The sequence below is a fragment of the Streptomyces sp. NPDC020192 genome (genome assembly GCF_044388685.1).
Taxonomy (GTDB): Bacteria; Actinomycetota; Actinomycetes; order Streptomycetales; family Streptomycetaceae; genus Streptomyces.
Window position 1 is genome coordinate 155,833 of sequence record NZ_JBIRXG010000001.1, and the last position, 14,476, is coordinate 170,308.

Sequence of the window (14,476 nt, forward strand, 5' to 3'; positions counted from 1 at the left end):
GTGCCTCAGGACTCCTGGGTGAGGGAGACGAGCACGTCGTCCCCTTCGATCTTTACGGGGTATACGGGGACGGGGCGCGTGGCCGGGAGGCCGGATGGCTTGCCGGTGCGGAGGTCGAAGCTGGAGCCGTGCAGCCAGCACTCGATCTGACAGTCCTCCACCTCGCCCTCGGAGAGCGAGACGTTCGCGTGGGAGCAGATGTCGTAGATCGCGAAGACCTCGCCCTCGGTCTTCACGACCGAGACCGGCGTGCCCTCGAGTTCCACCCGCTTCGGGGTGTCCTCCTCCAGCTCGCTGAGCCCGCAGACGCGTACGAAGGTGCTGGTCATGCGACCGACGCCTCCAGCTCCTCCTCGATCTTGGCGAGCAGGCGCTCCTCGATGTCGGTGACACCGATCTGCTGGACCAGCTCGGCGAAGAAGCCGCGGACCACGAGGCGGCGGGCCTCGTGCTCCGGGATGCCGCGGGCCATCAGGTAGAAGAGCTGCTCGTCGTCGAAGCGGCCGGTGGCGGAGGCGTGGCCGGCGCCGACGATCTCGCCGGTCTCGATCTCCAGGTTCGGCACCGAGTCGACGCGCGCGCCGTCCGTGAGGACCAGGTTGCGGTTCATCTCGTAGGTGTCCGTGCCCTCGGCCTTGGCCTCGATGAGGACGTCACCGATCCAGACCGCGTGCGCGTCGTCGCCCTGGAGCGCGCCCTTGTAGGCGACGTTCGACTTGCAGTGCGGGGTGTTGTGGGTGACCAGCAGGCGGTGCTCCTGGTGCTGCCCGGCGTCGGTGAAGTACAGGCCGAACAGCTCGGCCTCGCCGCCGGGGCCTGCGTACTCGACGCGCGGGTGCAGGCGTACGAGGTCGCCGCCGAAGGTGACCACGAAGGACTTGAAGGTGGCGTCCCGGCCGACCAGCGCGTTGTGCTGGCCCACGTGGACGGCCTTGTCGTCCCAGTCCTGGACGGAGACGACGGTCAGCTTGGCGCCGTCGCCCAGGACGTAGTCGACGTTGGCGGCGAGCACCGCGTCACCGGTGTGGTCGATGACGACGACGGCCTCGGCGAAGGCTCCCAGCTCGATCACCTGGTGGCCGAAGGCGACCCCGCCCTCGCCGTGCACGGCGATGCGGATCGGCTCGGTGAGCACCGTCTCCTTGGGGACGGTGACCACGCCGGCCTGCTCGAAGGCCGAGTACGCCTGGGCGGCCACGCGGTCCACCGGGGTGCCGGCCCTGCCGATGCGGGCGTCGTCGCGGCCGACGGTCTCGACGGTGACGCCCTCGGGGGCCTCGACGGTGACCTTCACGCCCCCGCCGCCCGCGACGGCGGTGCCGTCGTGCAGCCCGCGCAGGCGCTCCAGCGGGGTGAACCGCCACTCCTCCTCGCGGCCGTGCGGGACCGGGAAGTCCGCGACGTCGAAGGACGGGGGCGCGCTCATGCGCGTGGCGACGGTCGACTCGGCGGCCACCGCGATCTGGCCCGCGGTGGTCGAGCCCACGGGGATGTTCTGAGCCTCAGCCATGGCTGTCGGTCTGCTCGCTTTCTTACGTGAGTGGCTTGATGGGACCGGCGGTGGGCGCTTAGCCGACCGCGCCTTCCATCTGGAGCTCGATCAGCCGGTTGAGCTCGAGGGCGTACTCCATCGGCAGTTCCTTGGCGATCGGCTCGACGAAGCCGCGCACGATCATCGCCATCGCCTCGAACTCGGAGAGGCCGCGGCTCATCAGGTAGAAGAGCTGGTCCTCGGAGACCTTGGAGACGGTCGCCTCGTGGCCCATGGACACGTCGTCCTCGCGGACGTCGACGTAGGGGTACGTGTCGGAGCGGGAGATGGTGTCGACGAGCAGCGCGTCGCACAGCACGTTCGACTTCGAGCCGTGGGCACCCTCGCCGATCTCGACCAGGCCGCGGTAGGAGGTACGGCCGCCACCGCGCGCCACCGACTTGGAGACGATGTTGGACGAGGTGTTCGGCGCCATGTGGACCATCTTGGAGCCGGCGTCCTGGTGCTGGCCCTCGCCGGCGAAGGCGATGGAGAGGGTCTCGCCCTTGGCGTGCTCGCCCATCAGGTAGACGGCGGGGTACTTCATCGTCACCTTGGAGCCGATGTTGCCGTCGATCCACTCCATGGTCGCGCCCTCGTAGGCCACGGCGCGCTTGGTGACCAGGTTGTAGACGTTGTTCGACCAGTTCTGGATGGTCGTGTAGCGGCAGCGGGCGTTCTTCTTGACGATGATCTCGACGACCGCGGAGTGCAGCGAGTCCGACTTGTAGATCGGGGCCGTACAACCCTCGACGTAGTGCACGTAGGCACCCTCGTCGACGATGATCAGGGTCCGCTCGAACTGGCCCATGTTCTCCGTGTTGATGCGGAAGTAGGCCTGGAGCGGGATCTCCACGTGGACGCCCGGCGGGACGTAGATGAACGAGCCGCCCGACCACACGGCGGTGTTCAGCGAGGCGAACTTGTTGTCACCGACGGGGATGACGGTCCCGAAGTACTCCTTGAAGAGCTCCGGGTGCTCCTTCAGCGCGGTGTCGGTGTCGAGGAAGATGACGCCCTGCTCCTCCAGGTCCTCGCGGATCTGGTGGTAGACGACCTCCGACTCGTACTGGGCGGCGACGCCGGCGACCAGGCGCTGCTTCTCGGCCTCCGGGATGCCCAGCTTGTCGTAGGTGTTCTTGATGTCCTCGGGCAGGTCCTCCCAGGACTCCGCCTGCTTCTCCGTGGAGCGCACGAAGTACTTGATGTTGTCGAAGTCGATGCCCGACAGGTCCGAGCCCCAGTTCGGCATGGGCTTCTTGTCGAAGAGGCGCAGACCCTTCAGGCGGAGCTTGGTCATCCACTCCGGCTCGCTCTTCTTGGCGGAGATGTCCCGGACGACCTCCTCACTGAGACCGCGCTTGGCAGAGGCGCCGGCCTCGTCGGAGTCGGCCCAGCCGTATTCGTACTTGCCCAGGCCCTCGAGCTCAGGGTGGGCAGTCTCCGTGGGGAGAGTCATGCGGGGTTCCTCCCGGCCGTGCTTGCAGGTGCGTCAGTGGAAATCTTGGGAATGAACGTCGTGCAGACGCCGTCGCCGTGCGCGATGGTCGCCAGTCGCTGGACGTGGGTCCCCAGCAGCTCGGCGAAGATCTCCGTCTCCGCCTCGCACAGCTGCGGGAACTGCTCCGCGACATGGGCGACCGGGCAGTGGTGCTGGCACAGCTGTTCGCCGACCGGTGCGCTGCGCGCCGTAGCAGCGTACCCGTCCAGGCTCAGGGCCTTGGCCAGTGCTTCGGCGCGCTTGTCCGGCGTGACCGCCTCGATCGCCTTGCGGTAGGCGCTCGCCTGGGCGGTGATCCGCGCGCGGGCGAACGCGGCGACCGCCTCGGGGCCACCGCCCTGCTCGGCGATCCAGCGCAGCGCGTCGGCGGCGAGCTTGTCGTACGACTGGTCGAAGGCGTCCCGGCCGCAGTCGGTGAGCGCGAAGACCTTGGCGGGGCGGCCACGCGTGCGCGTGCCGTACACCCGCTGCTCGCGTGCCTCCACGACGTCGTCGGCCACCAGGGCGTCCAGGTGGCGCCGGACGGCGGCCTGGGTCAGTCCCAGCCGGCCGGCCAGCTCGGCGACGGTCGACGGGCCGTGGTCCAGGATGGATCGCGCGACGCGGTTGCGTGTGGAACGCTCACCGGTCGCGAGCTCCTCCTGAGGGGCCCCCAGGGGGGTCTCCCGAGCCTCGCCGACGTTTTTCACAACGCCATTGTTGCGTAATTCCGCGGAGCCTGACAAGCGCCCTCCGGATCACCGGGCGGTGCCCTGCGTCACTTAGGCATACCTAATCCGACCTGCGGAAACGATCTTTGATCGATCATCCGGGCACCCCGTCACGGCCAATTCGGTGGCGCCGCGCGGGCCCGTCGGGAAGACTCCGGAACCATGCCCACACCCCCTCCGACCGGCCCACTTGTCACCCGGGACACACTCGCCGCGCAGCTGCGTCTGCTCGGTGCGGAGTCCGGCGAGATCCTCCTCGTGCACTCCTCGCTCAGCGCGCTCGGCTGGGTCAACGGAGGCGCGGTCGCCGTCGTCCAGGGGCTCCTCGACGCCCTCGGTCCGGACGGCACGCTCGTCGTCCCGGCCCAGTCCGGCGACCTGTCCGATCCGGCCGTGTGGGGAAACCCGCCGGTGCCCGAGGAGTGGTGGGACCGGATCCGGGCCACCATGCCGCCGTACGACCCCCGGATCACGCCCACGCGCGGGGTCGGCGTGATCCCTGAGACCGTGCGGACCTGGCCCGGAGCGCTGCGCAGCGCCCACCCGCAGACCTCCTTCGCGGCCGTCGGCCCGCACGCGCGCGAGATCACCGACGGTCACGCGCCCGACTGCCGGCTCGGCGAGCACAGCCCGCTGGCCCGGCTGGAGAAGCGCGGCGCCCGGGTCCTGCTGCTGGGCGCGGGCTACGACGCCTGCACCAGCTTCCACCTGGCCGAGTACCGGATACCCGGGCCGCTCGTGGCCGTCGGCCGGCCCGCACCGGGCGGGGGCTGGGAGACGGTGACCGAGGTCTCGATCACCTCCGATCGGTTCGACGAGCTGGGCCACGACTTCGAGCGGGACCGGCCCGTCGTGCGCGGCAAGGTCGGCGCGGCGGACGTACGGCTGTTCCCGGTGGCGGACGCGGTGGCCTACGCGGAGCGGTGGCTGCCGGTGCACCGACCTCGTGAGGAGGAGTTCCCGCACCCGGCCACCTGAGCGGTCCGACCTCTCCCTAGACTCTGGACCCATGCGAAGTGAGCCGGTGCTCCAGGTCCAGGCCCTGATGAAGCGGTACGGCACGAAAACCGCGGTGGACGGCCTCGACCTGGTGGCCCAGGCGGGCGTGACCGCCGTCCTCGGTCCCAACGGGGCGGGGAAGACGACCACGGTCGAGACCTGCGAGGGGTACCGGAAGCCGGATTCCGGCACGGTGCGCGTCCTGGGCCTCGACCCGGTACGGCAGTCCGCCGAGCTGCGTCCCCGCATCGGCGTCATGCTCCAGTCCGGCGGCGTGTACTCCGGCGCCCGCGCGGACGAGATGCTGCGGCACGTGGCGAAGCTGCACGCACATCCGCTGGACGTGGACGCGCTGATCGAGCGGCTCGGGCTCGGCTCCTGCGGCCGGACCTCGTACCGCCGGCTGTCCGGCGGCCAGCAGCAGCGGCTCGCGCTCGCCATGGCCGTCGTCGGGCGCCCGGAGCTGGTCTTCCTGGACGAGCCGACCGCCGGCCTCGACCCGCAGGCCCGCCGGGCCACCTGGGACCTGGTCAAGGACCTGCGCGCCGACGGCGTCTCGGTGATCCTCACCACGCACTACATGGAGGAGGCCGAGCAGCTCGCCGACGACGTGGCGATCATCGACGGCGGCCGGGTCATCGCCCAGGGCTCCCCGGAGGAGCTGTGCAAGGGCGGCGCCGAGAACACCCTGCGCTTCACCGGCCGCCCCGGCCTCGACGTCGGTTCCCTGCTCAAGGCACTCCCGGACGGCTGCACGGCCGCCGAGCTGACCCCGGGCAGCTACCGCGTCGTCGGCAGGGTCGACCCCCAGCTGCTGGCCACGGTCGCCTCCTGGTGCGCCCAGCACGGGGTGATGCCGGACCGGATCTCGGTGGAGCGGCACACCCTGGAAGACGTTTTTCTGGAGCTCACGGGCAAGGAGCTGCGTTCATGACGACCGCTACGGGTACGTACGCCCCGAAGCCGGGAGCGGCGCCGCTGCCCCGCATGATCGCCGCCCAGGCGGTCCTCGAGACCAAAATGCTGCTGCGCAACGGCGAGCAGCTGCTGCTGACGGTCGTCATCCCGACCCTGCTGCTGGTGCTCTTCAGCTCCGTGGACATCGTGGACACGGGCAAGGGCAAGGCGGTCGACTTCCTCGCCCCCGGCATCCTGGCCCTCGCCGTGATGTCGACGGCGTTCACCGGGCAGGCCATCGCGACCGGCTTCGAGCGTCGCTACGGCGTCCTGAAGCGCCTGGCGTCCTCCCCCCTGCCCCGCTGGGGCCTGATGACCGCCAAGACGGCGTCCGTGCTGGTCACGGAGGTCCTCCAGGTGATCCTGCTGACGGTGATCGCGTTCGCGCTGGGCTGGAACCCGCAGGGCAACCCCATAGCCGTCCTGCTCCTGCTGATCCTCGGTACGGCCGCGTTCTGCGGGCTGGGCCTGCTGATGGCGGGCACCCTGAAGGCGGAGGCGACCCTGGCCGCCGCCAACCTGGTCTTCCTGCTGCTGCTCGTCGGCGGCGGAGTCATCGTCCCGCTGGACAAGTTCGGCTCCGCCGGGCAGGACGTGCTCGGGCTGCTGCCGATCTCCGCGCTGTCGGACGGCCTGCGCAGCGTGCTCCAGCACGGGGCCGGCATGCCGTGGGGTGACCTGGGGATCCTCGCCGTGTGGGCGGTCGCCGGGCTCGCGGCGGCGGGGAAGCTCTTCCGCTGGGAGTGAGCCGCCACGATGGACCCTCGTGAAAGCGTGCACAAGCGGCGGCCTACGATGGTGCGCGTGCCCAAGCTGAATCCCGCCGACGCCGCAGCGGCCGTGCGCAACCCGCTCGCCTTCATCGCCGAACGCTGGACCCCCTCCCCCCGGACGGTCCAGCGGGCGGCCCTCGCCGCGCTCGTGATGTCGGTGGTCATCGTCGTCACCGGCGGCGCCGTACGCCTGACCGGCTCCGGTCTCGGCTGCCCGACCTGGCCCGAGTGCACCGACGGCTCGCTGACGCCGACGAACGCGCTGACCTACCACAGCGCGATCGAGTTCGGTAACCGGATGCTGACGTACGTGCTGTGCGCCGCTGTCGGCTGGGCGATCATCGCCGCCCGCTCCGAGAAGCCGTACCGGCGCAGCCTGACCCGGCTGGGCTGGGCGCAGTTCTGGCTGGTGATGGGCAACGCGATCCTCGGCGGGATCGTCGTGCTCGTGGGCCTCAACCCGTACACCGTCGCGGCCCACTTCCTGCTGGCGACGGCCCTGACCACCGTCGCCGCGGTGATGTGGCAGCGCACCCGCGAGGGCGACGGCGCGCCCCGGCCGCTGGTCGGCAAGGCCGTGCAGCAGCTGGTGTGGTTCCTGGTGGCCGCGTCCCTGCTGCTCATCGCGGTCGGCACGGTGGTGACCGGAGCCGGGCCGCACGCGGGGGACTCCAGCGAGGTCAAGCGGATCCCCATCGACTGGGAGACGGTGGCCAAGCTGCACGCGGTGCTCGCCTGGATCGTGGTGACACTGACGTTCGCGCTGTGGTTCGTGCTGAAGGCGGTGGACGCGCCGAAGGGGCCGCTCGCGCGCACGCGCGATCTGTTCCTGATCCTGCTCGGCCAGGGTGTGATCGGATACGTGCAGTACTTCACCCACCTGCCCGAGCTGCTGGTGGGCCTGCACATGTTCGGCTCGTGCCTGGTGTGGATCGGCGTCCTGCGCGTCCTGCTGTCGCTCCGCGAGCGCTCGGAGGCCACCGTGGACCTGCCCGGCCCCTCGTCCGAGGTGACGGTGGGCACGCGCGCGTGAGTCACCCGTAGGTGGTGACCAGCGTGTCGATCGCCGGGCCCAGGTACGCCCGGGTCAGCTCCGCGCGACGGTTGACCCAGTTCCCGGTGGCCAGGGCGGGGCCCTTGTCGTAACGCCGCCGGGTGATGTCCTCGACCACCTCGACAGGGGCGCCGAGGGTCGGAAGCTCGGCCAGGGCCTCCCGTTTCGAGATCAGCCGGCCGTCCCGCAGGGTCACCGTGGCGCGGGCGAAGGTCAGCAGGCCCGCGTCGACCCAGATGTCCTGCTTCCACAGCCGGGCCTTGTCGACGTTGGGCCGCCAGAAGTCGCGCTGGTCGCGTACCACGAAGGCGCGCAGCTGCCGCTCGGGCACCGGCGGCAGCAGCCCGGCCGGTGCCTCACCGTGCAGCACCCGGCCGAAGTCGTGCAGCTCGCGCCGGGTGACGGGGGTGACCGGACGGCGCAGCACATGGCGGTGCGCCCAGGTGAGGTGGGACCGGTCCGGGTCGTCCAGGGTGGCGGGGGTCAGATAGCTGCAGTGCAGCTTGGCGGCGAGCGGATCGCCGCGCAGGCGCCGGTGTGACGCCACCACCCGGCGTACGGTCGTGAGGGTCACCGGGCCCGGCAGTACGGCGATGAGGTCCAGGTCGCTGCGGCCCTCCTGGTAGTCGCCGCCGGCCAGGGAGCCATGGGCCCACACGGCTGAGGGACGAAGCGGCGTCAGGTCGGTCAGGAAGCGGGCGAGCAGGGATTCGGTGTCCGTCGGCATCCGCTCAGTCTGGTCGGTTCACCGCAGTCCGTACACCCGGCGCGCGTTGTCCGCCGCGACCAGCCGGGCCACCCGCTGGGCGTCCTCCAGGGACCATGCCCCGTCGGCGACCCAGCCGCCCAGGACCCGGGCCAGTGCCTCGCGGAACAGCCGGGCCCCGACCACGTGCAGCTCGGGCAGGCCATGGGCGCCGGTGGAGAAGAGGATCTTACCGAAGGGGGCCAGCTCCATGATCTCGGCGAGGACGGTGGCGGCCCGGGCCCCGGTACGGACGAGCGCGGCGCCGGAGTCGGTGTAGACGTGCGCGAAGACACCGGCCAGATGGGCGGCGTGCCGGTGGTACGGATAGCCGTGCAGCAGGATCAGATCGGTGCCGAGGCCGGCCGTGGCCCGCACGAAGTCGGTGAGCAGCACCGGGTCCGTACGGTCGATGCGGGAGCCGGGCTCGCCGAGTCCCGCGTGCAGTTGGAGGGGGAGTCCGGAGGCGACGGCGATCCACAGCAGGTGCCGTAGCAGCACGGGGTCGGAGAGCGCCCCGCCGACCCTGCGCCCGGCCAGCCAGCGGCCCGCCGCGCCCCGCACCTCCCCCGGCCCCGGCGGCTCGGGGGTGAGGGCGAGGCCGTGCCGGAGCCTGGCGACGGAGGTGAAGGCGACGGCGTTCGCGGCGGCGCCGTGCACGGACTCGGCGAGGTTGGCGAGGAAGGACTCGACGGTGCCGGAGGTGTCGGCGACCTGCTCCGCGAGCAGCTCCAGCCGGACGATCTCGTGGGCCTCGGCGGAACCGGCGGAGGCCAGCTCGGCGGGGCCGGTGAGGTCACCGGGCAGGCCGGTGTCGACGAGGTAGCTGGTGATACCGCTGCCCCGCAGCAGCCTGCGGCCCGCTTCCAGGACGCCCAGTTCACGGCGGCGGGCCAGATAACGGGCGGGCGGGCAGTGGGGCTCCAGTCCCAGGAGCGGTGGGCACCAGCGCCGTACGGCGAAGCCCGTTTGCGTGTCGAAGAGGGTCGTACCGGGGGCCGGGGGTCCCTCGGTACGCGCCAGTTGAGCCTCGAAGGTGCCGAGGCCCAATTCCGTCCGCAGTACGCCGTGACAGTACTGATCCACGAGGGACGGCGTTTCGATCATCCGGGGCTCCCCGTGAGGACGCGTGCTGCCTTACACGTCCTAACGGGTGAACAGGGTTCGAGGTCGCGGTTCAGCTCAGGGGGGTTGGCTGCTCGACCGTCAGCCGCCCAGCTGAATGCCCGCCATCCGCTTCCACTCGTACGTGCCCGTCTTCACCTTCGCAGCGAACTCGCCGTCGAAGGACTCGTGGACCGTGATCCCGGACTTCTGCACCGCCTGCTCGGCGATGGCGTACGTCGGGGCGACGAGGTCGCCCCAGCCGCCGTCCTCGCCGACCAGGACGATGCGGGCGCCGCGTTCGCCGATGTAGGCCACCTGGCCCTCGGCGCCGCCGTGTGCCTTGGCGAAGGCGCTGATCTGGTGGGCCAGCTTGGCCGCCTTGCGCTCGGCCTTCGGGTCAACCTGCTGCGTGTCTGCCATGGTCAGGATGCTACCCACGAGTAGATCGACTGGCGAGAGCAGGCCCCTGTGACGTACGCCCGACGGGTGTCAGTGCAGGAACGGGTCCACGGCGACCGCGACGAAGAGGATCGACACGTAGGTGATCGACCAGTGGAAGAGCCGCATCTCCTTCAGCTTCGCACCGGTCACCTCGGCCTTGGCCCGGTTCTGCAGGCCGTGCGCCTCCCAGAGCCAGAAGCCGCCGGCCGCGAGGGCGACCACCGTGTAGAACCAGCCGGTGTAGCCGAGCGGGGTGAGGAGCAGGGAGACCGCGACCATCACCCAGCTGTAGATGACGATCTGCCGGGCGACGACCTTGTTGGAGGCGATGACCGGGAGCATCGGCACGCCCACGCGCGCGTAGTCCTCCTTGACCTTCATGGACAGCGGCCAGTAGTGCGGCGGGGTCCAGAAGAACATGACGAGGAAGAGGATGACCGGCGCCCAGGACATCGAGTTCGTGACCGAGGACCAGCCGATCAGCACCGGCAGGCAGCCGGCGATGCCGCCCCACACGATGTTCTGCGACGTGCGCCGCTTGAGGATCATCGTGTAGACGACGACGTAGAAGAGGAGTGCTCCGAGGGAGAGCCAGGCGCTCAGCCAGTTGACGGTGAGACCGAACAGCAGCGTCGAGACGACCGCGAGGGTGATGCCGAAGGCCAGGCACTCGCGCGGGCTGACCATGCCGGTGACGAGGGGCCGCTGCGAGGTGCGGTCCATCAGGGCGTCGATGTCCCGGTCGATGTACATGTTCAGCGCGTTGGCGCCGCCCGCCGAGAGGTAGCCGCCGACGCAGGTCAGCAGGACCAGTTTCAGGTCCGGCACGCCCTTCTGCGCCAGGAACATCACCGGAACGGTGGTGATGAGCAGCAGCTCGATGATCCGCGGCTTGGTCAGAGCCACGAACGCCTTGACACGGGCCCCGAACGGCCGGTGAACCGGGCCCTGGCTCGCACCACCCAGCACGCCCGCTGGACGTGATTCGACGGCCGTCACGCACACCCCTGACAGAGACATCCCAGCAAGCCTCCCCGTGTGAAGTCCCGGTAAAGGCTCGCGCGTACCACGCCACTTTAGACGTTGCCCATACCCCGGCCTTCGCGGGGGTGGGGTCGTGTTGGCGGGCCCCCGGACGAGGACCGCCGGAGGACCCCTGGAGGACCCCCATAAGAGATGACCCACCCCTCGATTGAGCGCTCACATGACCGCCTCCGTATTCATGTGCCAAATGCCATGTCGGCCAGTCGGGAGGCGGATCGCGCGAAGTCCCGGCAGTCTGGAAACACTCGAAAAAACGCACGTCCTTACGGGGGTAGGCTCGGCAGCGGCCGGCGGGCACAGGCACGCCGGCGGCCGGGTGGGCACGTGCCCCGAAGACCGGCCGACCGACATGTGGAGAGGAGCCCTGACCCAGGGTGAGCACCAAGCCGACCACCACAGACCTTGAGTGGACCGACCTGGACCAGCGGGCCGTGGACACCGCCCGTGTCCTGGCCGCCGACGCCGTACAGAAGGTCGGCAACGGCCATCCCGGTACGGCGATGAGCCTGGCTCCGGCCGCCTACACCCTCTTCCAGAAGGTGATGCGGCACGACCCCGCCGACCCCGACTGGGTCGGACGCGACCGCTTCGTGCTGTCCGCCGGTCACTCGTCCCTGACCCTCTACACCCAGCTGTACCTGGCCGGCTTCGGCCTGGAGCTGGACGACCTGAAGGCCTTCCGGACGTGGGGTTCGAAGACCCCCGGCCACCCGGAGTACGGGCACACCAAGGGCGTGGAGACCACGACCGGCCCGCTGGGCCAGGGTGTCGCCAACGCGGTGGGCATGGCGATGGCCGCCCGCTACGAGCGCGGTCTGTTCGACCCACAGGCCCCGCAGGGCGAGTCGCCCTTCGACCACTTCGTGTACTGCATCGCCGGTGACGGCTGCCTCCAGGAGGGCATCTCCGCCGAGGCGTCCTCGCTGGCCGGCCACCAGAAACTCGGCAACCTGATCCTGCTCTGGGACGACAACCACATCTCGATCGAGGGCGACACCGAGACGGCCGTCTCCGAGGACACCGTCAAGCGCTACGAGGCCTACGGCTGGCATGTGCAGCGCGTCGAGGCCCAGGACAACGGCGACCTGGACCCGGCCGCCATCTACGACGCCGTCCAGAAGGCCAAGGCCGTCACGGACAAGCCGTCGTTCATCGCGATGCGCTCGATCATCGCCTGGCCGGCCCCGAACGCGCAGAACACCGAGGCCGCGCACGGCTCGGCGCTGGGCGACGAGGAGGTCGCGGCCACCAAGCGCGTCCTCGGCTTCGACCCGGAGCAGACCTTCGAGGTCGCCGACGAGGTCATCGCCCACACCCGCAAGGCGCTGGAGCGCGGCGCGCAGGCCAAGGCCGAGTGGGAGAAGTCCCTCCAGGTGTGGCGCGACGAGAACGCCGAGCGCGCCGCCGAGTTCGACCGCATCAGCAAGGGCGAGCTGCCCGCCGGCTGGGAGGAGAAGCTCCCGGTCTTCGAGCCGGGCAAGGGTGTCGCGACGCGTGCCGCCTCCGGCAAGGTGCTGCAGGCGCTCGGCGCGGTCATCCCGGAGCTGTGGGGCGGTTCGGCCGACCTCGCCGGGTCGAACAACACGACCATCGACAAGGACAGCTCCTTCCTGCCCGAGGGCAACCCGCTGCCGGAGGCCAACCCCTACGGCCGCACCATCCACTTCGGCATCCGTGAGCACTCCATGGGCGCCGAGATGAACGGCATCGCCCTGCACGGCCACACCCGTGTCTACGGCGGCACGTTCCTCGTCTTCTCCGACTACATGCGTAACGCGGTGCGCCTGTCGGCCCTGATGCACCTGCCGGTGACGTTCGTGTGGACGCACGACTCCATCGGCCTCGGCGAGGACGGCCCGACCCACCAGCCGGTCGAGCACCTGGCCTCGCTGCGCGCCATCCCGGGCCTGAACATCGTCCGCCCGGCCGACGCCAACGAGACCGCGATCGCCTGGCGCGAGATCCTCAAGCGCTACACCAAGGAGTTCGGCAAGGGCCAGCCGCACGGCTTCGCCCTCACCCGCCAGGGCGTGCCGACGTACGAGCCCAACGAGGATGCCGCGCGCGGCGGTTACGTGCTGTTCGAGGCCGAGGGCGGCGAACCGCAGGTGATCCTGATCGCCACCGGTTCCGAGGTGCACGTGGCCGTCGAGGCGCGTGAGCAGCTCCAGGCGGAGGGCGTCCCGACGCGGGTCGTGTCGATGCCGTCCGTGGAGTGGTTCGAGGAGCAGGACCAGGGGTACCGGGACTCCGTGCTCCCGCCGTCGGTCAAGGCCCGGGTCGCGGTCGAGGCGGGTATCGGACTGACCTGGCACAAGTACGTCGGGGACGCCGGCCGCATCGTTTCCCTGGAGCACTTCGGTGCTTCCGCGGACGGCAAGGTGCTCTTCCGCGAATTCGGTTTCACGCCTGAGAACGTGGCCGCCAAGGCCCGGGAATCCATCGCCGCCGCCCAGCGCTGACGCTCATATACGACACGTAGGAGATGTAATTCCATGACAGACGCACTCAAGCGCCTCTCCGACGAAGGCGTCGCGATCTGGCTGGACGACCTGTCGCGCAAGCGGATCACGTCCGGCAACCTCGCCGAGCTGATCGACCAGCAGCACGTCGTGGGCGTCACCACCAACCCGACGATCTTCCAGAAGGCGATCAGCGGCGGCGACGGCTACGAGCAGCAGGTCGCCGACCTCGCCGCCCGCAAGGTCACCGTCGAAGAGGCCATCCGCATGATCACCACGGCGGACGTCCGCGACGCCGCCGACATCCTGCGCCCCGTCTTCGACGCCACCGGGGGCCAGGACGGCCGGGTGTCGATCGAGGTCGACCCGCGCCTCGCCCACAACACCAGGGCCACCGTCGCCGAGGCCAAGCAGCTGGCCTGGCTGGTGGACCGCCCCAACACCCTGATCAAGATCCCGGCCACCCAGGCGGGTCTGCCGGCGATCACCGAGGTCATCGGCCTCGGCATCAGCGTCAACGTCACGCTGATCTTCTCCCTGGAGCGGTACCGGGCCGTCATGGACGCCTACCTCTCCGGTCTGGAGAAGGCGAAGGAGCGGGGCCTGGACCTGTCGCTCATCCGTTCCGTGGCGTCGTTCTTCGTGTCCCGCGTGGACACCGAGATCGACAAGCGCCTGGACGCCCTCGGCACCGACGAGGCCAAGGCGCTGCGCGGCAAGGCCGCCATCGCCAACGCGCGCCTCGCCTACCAGGCGTACGAGGAGGTCTTCTCCTCCGACCGCTGGACGGCGCTGGAGAGCGCGGGCGCCAACAAGCAGCGTCCGCTGTGGGCGTCGACCGGTGTGAAGGACCCGGCGTACCAGGACACGATGTACGTCACCGACCTGGTCGCGCCGAACACGGTCAACACCATGCCGGAGGCCACCCTGGAGGCCACCGAGGACCACGGCGAGATCACCGGCGACACCATCACCGGTACCTACGAGCAGGCCCGCGCCGACCTCGACGCGGTCGAGAAGCTCGGGATCTCGTACGACGACGTGGTCCAGGTACTGGAGGACGAGGGCGTCGAGAAGTTCGCGGCGTCCTGGAACGACCTGCTGAAGTCGACCGAGGCGGAACTCAAGCGCCTCACCCCCTCGGAGGGCTGA

General features: G+C 70.2%; 14 protein-coding genes. 6 read left to right on the forward strand and 8 right to left on the reverse strand.

The genetic code is table 11. The features are described 5' to 3' along the window. Positions 1–5: 5 nt before the first annotated feature. From ACH47Z_RS00775 to ACH47Z_RS00790, 4 genes are read right to left on the reverse strand one after another with little or no spacing between them, the layout of a single operon-like run. Complete coding sequence (locus ACH47Z_RS00775) at positions 6–329, reverse strand: non-heme iron oxygenase ferredoxin subunit (RefSeq protein WP_399069038.1); 324 nt, start codon at positions 327–329, stop codon at positions 6–8. Beyond that, positions 326–1,510 (reverse strand): Fe-S cluster assembly protein SufD, encoded by a 1,185-nt coding sequence (gene sufD / locus ACH47Z_RS00780; RefSeq protein ID WP_399069040.1) that lies wholly within the window; start codon positions 1,508–1,510, stop codon positions 326–328. The genes ACH47Z_RS00775 and sufD overlap by 4 nt, the downstream gene beginning before the upstream one ends. Before the next feature lie 58 nt (positions 1,511–1,568). Continuing rightward, positions 1,569–2,990, reverse strand: a complete 1,422-nt coding sequence (gene sufB, locus ACH47Z_RS00785) for a Fe-S cluster assembly protein SufB (RefSeq protein ID WP_399069043.1) — start codon at positions 2,988–2,990, stop codon at positions 1,569–1,571. After that, a complete protein-coding gene (locus ACH47Z_RS00790) occupies positions 2,987–3,721 on the reverse strand; it encodes a helix-turn-helix transcriptional regulator (protein WP_399069045.1) in 735 nt (244 codons plus the stop codon). The genes sufB and ACH47Z_RS00790 overlap by 4 nt, the downstream gene beginning before the upstream one ends. Positions 3,722–3,904: 183 nt before the next feature. On the opposite strand from ACH47Z_RS00790, the gene ACH47Z_RS00795 reads away from it, so the two are divergent. Genes ACH47Z_RS00795 through ACH47Z_RS00810 form a run of 4 tightly spaced genes read left to right on the forward strand, consistent with a single transcriptional unit; the run spans position 3,905 to position 7,504 of the window. Continuing rightward, positions 3,905–4,720, forward strand: coding sequence for an aminoglycoside N(3)-acetyltransferase (locus tag ACH47Z_RS00795; protein WP_399069047.1), 816 nt, complete (start codon positions 3,905–3,907; stop codon positions 4,718–4,720). A 31-nt stretch (positions 4,721–4,751) separates the two neighbouring features. Beyond that, the gene (locus tag ACH47Z_RS00800) at positions 4,752–5,675 is read left to right on the forward strand and encodes an ABC transporter ATP-binding protein (RefSeq protein WP_399069049.1); all 924 of its coding nucleotides are present in this window, start codon (positions 4,752–4,754) and stop codon (positions 5,673–5,675) included. Beyond that, positions 5,672–6,445 (forward strand): ABC transporter permease, encoded by a 774-nt coding sequence (locus ACH47Z_RS00805; RefSeq protein WP_399069051.1) that lies wholly within the window; start codon positions 5,672–5,674, stop codon positions 6,443–6,445. The genes ACH47Z_RS00800 and ACH47Z_RS00805 overlap by 4 nt, the downstream gene beginning before the upstream one ends. 48 nt (positions 6,446–6,493) lie before the next feature. After that, positions 6,494–7,504 carry a heme A synthase gene (locus ACH47Z_RS00810; protein ID WP_399070330.1) on the forward strand — a complete coding sequence of 337 codons (1,011 nt, stop codon included), beginning with the start codon at positions 6,494–6,496 and terminating at the stop codon, positions 7,502–7,504. 1 nt (position 7,505) lies between these two features. Here the strand turns inward: ACH47Z_RS00810 and ACH47Z_RS00815 are convergent, their stop codons facing one another. The 4 genes from ACH47Z_RS00815 to ACH47Z_RS00830 form a co-directional block, all read right to left on the reverse strand. Further along, complete coding sequence (locus ACH47Z_RS00815) at positions 7,506–8,252, reverse strand: nucleotidyltransferase domain-containing protein (protein WP_399069053.1); 747 nt, start codon at positions 8,250–8,252, stop codon at positions 7,506–7,508. 18 nt (positions 8,253–8,270) lie between these two features. Beyond that, complete coding sequence (locus tag ACH47Z_RS00820) at positions 8,271–9,377, reverse strand: amidohydrolase family protein (protein ID WP_399069054.1); 1,107 nt, start codon at positions 9,375–9,377, stop codon at positions 8,271–8,273. 99 nt (positions 9,378–9,476) lie between these two features. Further along, entirely contained in the window at positions 9,477–9,797 is a 321-nt protein-coding gene (locus ACH47Z_RS00825; protein ID WP_399069056.1) for a hypothetical protein, read from the reverse strand. A 69-nt stretch (positions 9,798–9,866) separates the two neighbouring features. After that, complete coding sequence (locus ACH47Z_RS00830; protein WP_399070332.1) at positions 9,867–10,823, reverse strand: heme o synthase; 957 nt, start codon at positions 10,821–10,823, stop codon at positions 9,867–9,869. Between the two features lie 413 nt (positions 10,824–11,236). Between ACH47Z_RS00830 and tkt the strand changes: the two genes are divergently transcribed. Both tkt and tal read left to right on the forward strand, forming a co-directional pair. Continuing rightward, positions 11,237–13,324, forward strand: a complete 2,088-nt coding sequence (gene tkt, locus ACH47Z_RS00835; protein WP_399069058.1) for a transketolase — start codon at positions 11,237–11,239, stop codon at positions 13,322–13,324. 33 nt (positions 13,325–13,357) lie between these two features. Next, entirely contained in the window at positions 13,358–14,476 is a 1,119-nt protein-coding gene (gene tal, locus ACH47Z_RS00840) for a transaldolase (protein WP_399069060.1), read from the forward strand.

What these genes read in the sequence shown, in the direction of transcription:
- ACH47Z_RS00805 (WP_399069051.1), top strand. Translation starts at nt 5,672, where the DNA reads ATGACGACCGCTACGGGTACGTACGCCCCGAAGCCGGGAGCGGCGCCG.
- sufD (WP_399069040.1), bottom strand. Translation starts at nt 1,510, where the DNA reads ATGGCTGAGGCTCAGAACATCCCCGTGGGCTCGACCACCGCGGGCCAG.
- ACH47Z_RS00820 (WP_399069054.1), bottom strand. Translation starts at nt 9,377, where the DNA reads ATGATCGAAACGCCGTCCCTCGTGGATCAGTACTGTCACGGCGTACTG.
- tal (WP_399069060.1), top strand. Translation starts at nt 13,358, where the DNA reads ATGACAGACGCACTCAAGCGCCTCTCCGACGAAGGCGTCGCGATCTGG.
- ACH47Z_RS00800 (WP_399069049.1), top strand. Translation starts at nt 4,752, where the DNA reads ATGCGAAGTGAGCCGGTGCTCCAGGTCCAGGCCCTGATGAAGCGGTAC.
- ACH47Z_RS00815 (WP_399069053.1), bottom strand. Translation starts at nt 8,252, where the DNA reads ATGCCGACGGACACCGAATCCCTGCTCGCCCGCTTCCTGACCGACCTG.
- ACH47Z_RS00810 (WP_399070330.1), top strand. Translation starts at nt 6,494, where the DNA reads ATGGTGCGCGTGCCCAAGCTGAATCCCGCCGACGCCGCAGCGGCCGTG.
- ACH47Z_RS00775 (WP_399069038.1), bottom strand. Translation starts at nt 329, where the DNA reads ATGACCAGCACCTTCGTACGCGTCTGCGGGCTCAGCGAGCTGGAGGAG.
- ACH47Z_RS00795 (WP_399069047.1), top strand. Translation starts at nt 3,905, where the DNA reads ATGCCCACACCCCCTCCGACCGGCCCACTTGTCACCCGGGACACACTC.
- sufB (WP_399069043.1), bottom strand. Translation starts at nt 2,990, where the DNA reads ATGACTCTCCCCACGGAGACTGCCCACCCTGAGCTCGAGGGCCTGGGC.
- ACH47Z_RS00825 (WP_399069056.1), bottom strand. Translation starts at nt 9,797, where the DNA reads ATGGCAGACACGCAGCAGGTTGACCCGAAGGCCGAGCGCAAGGCGGCC.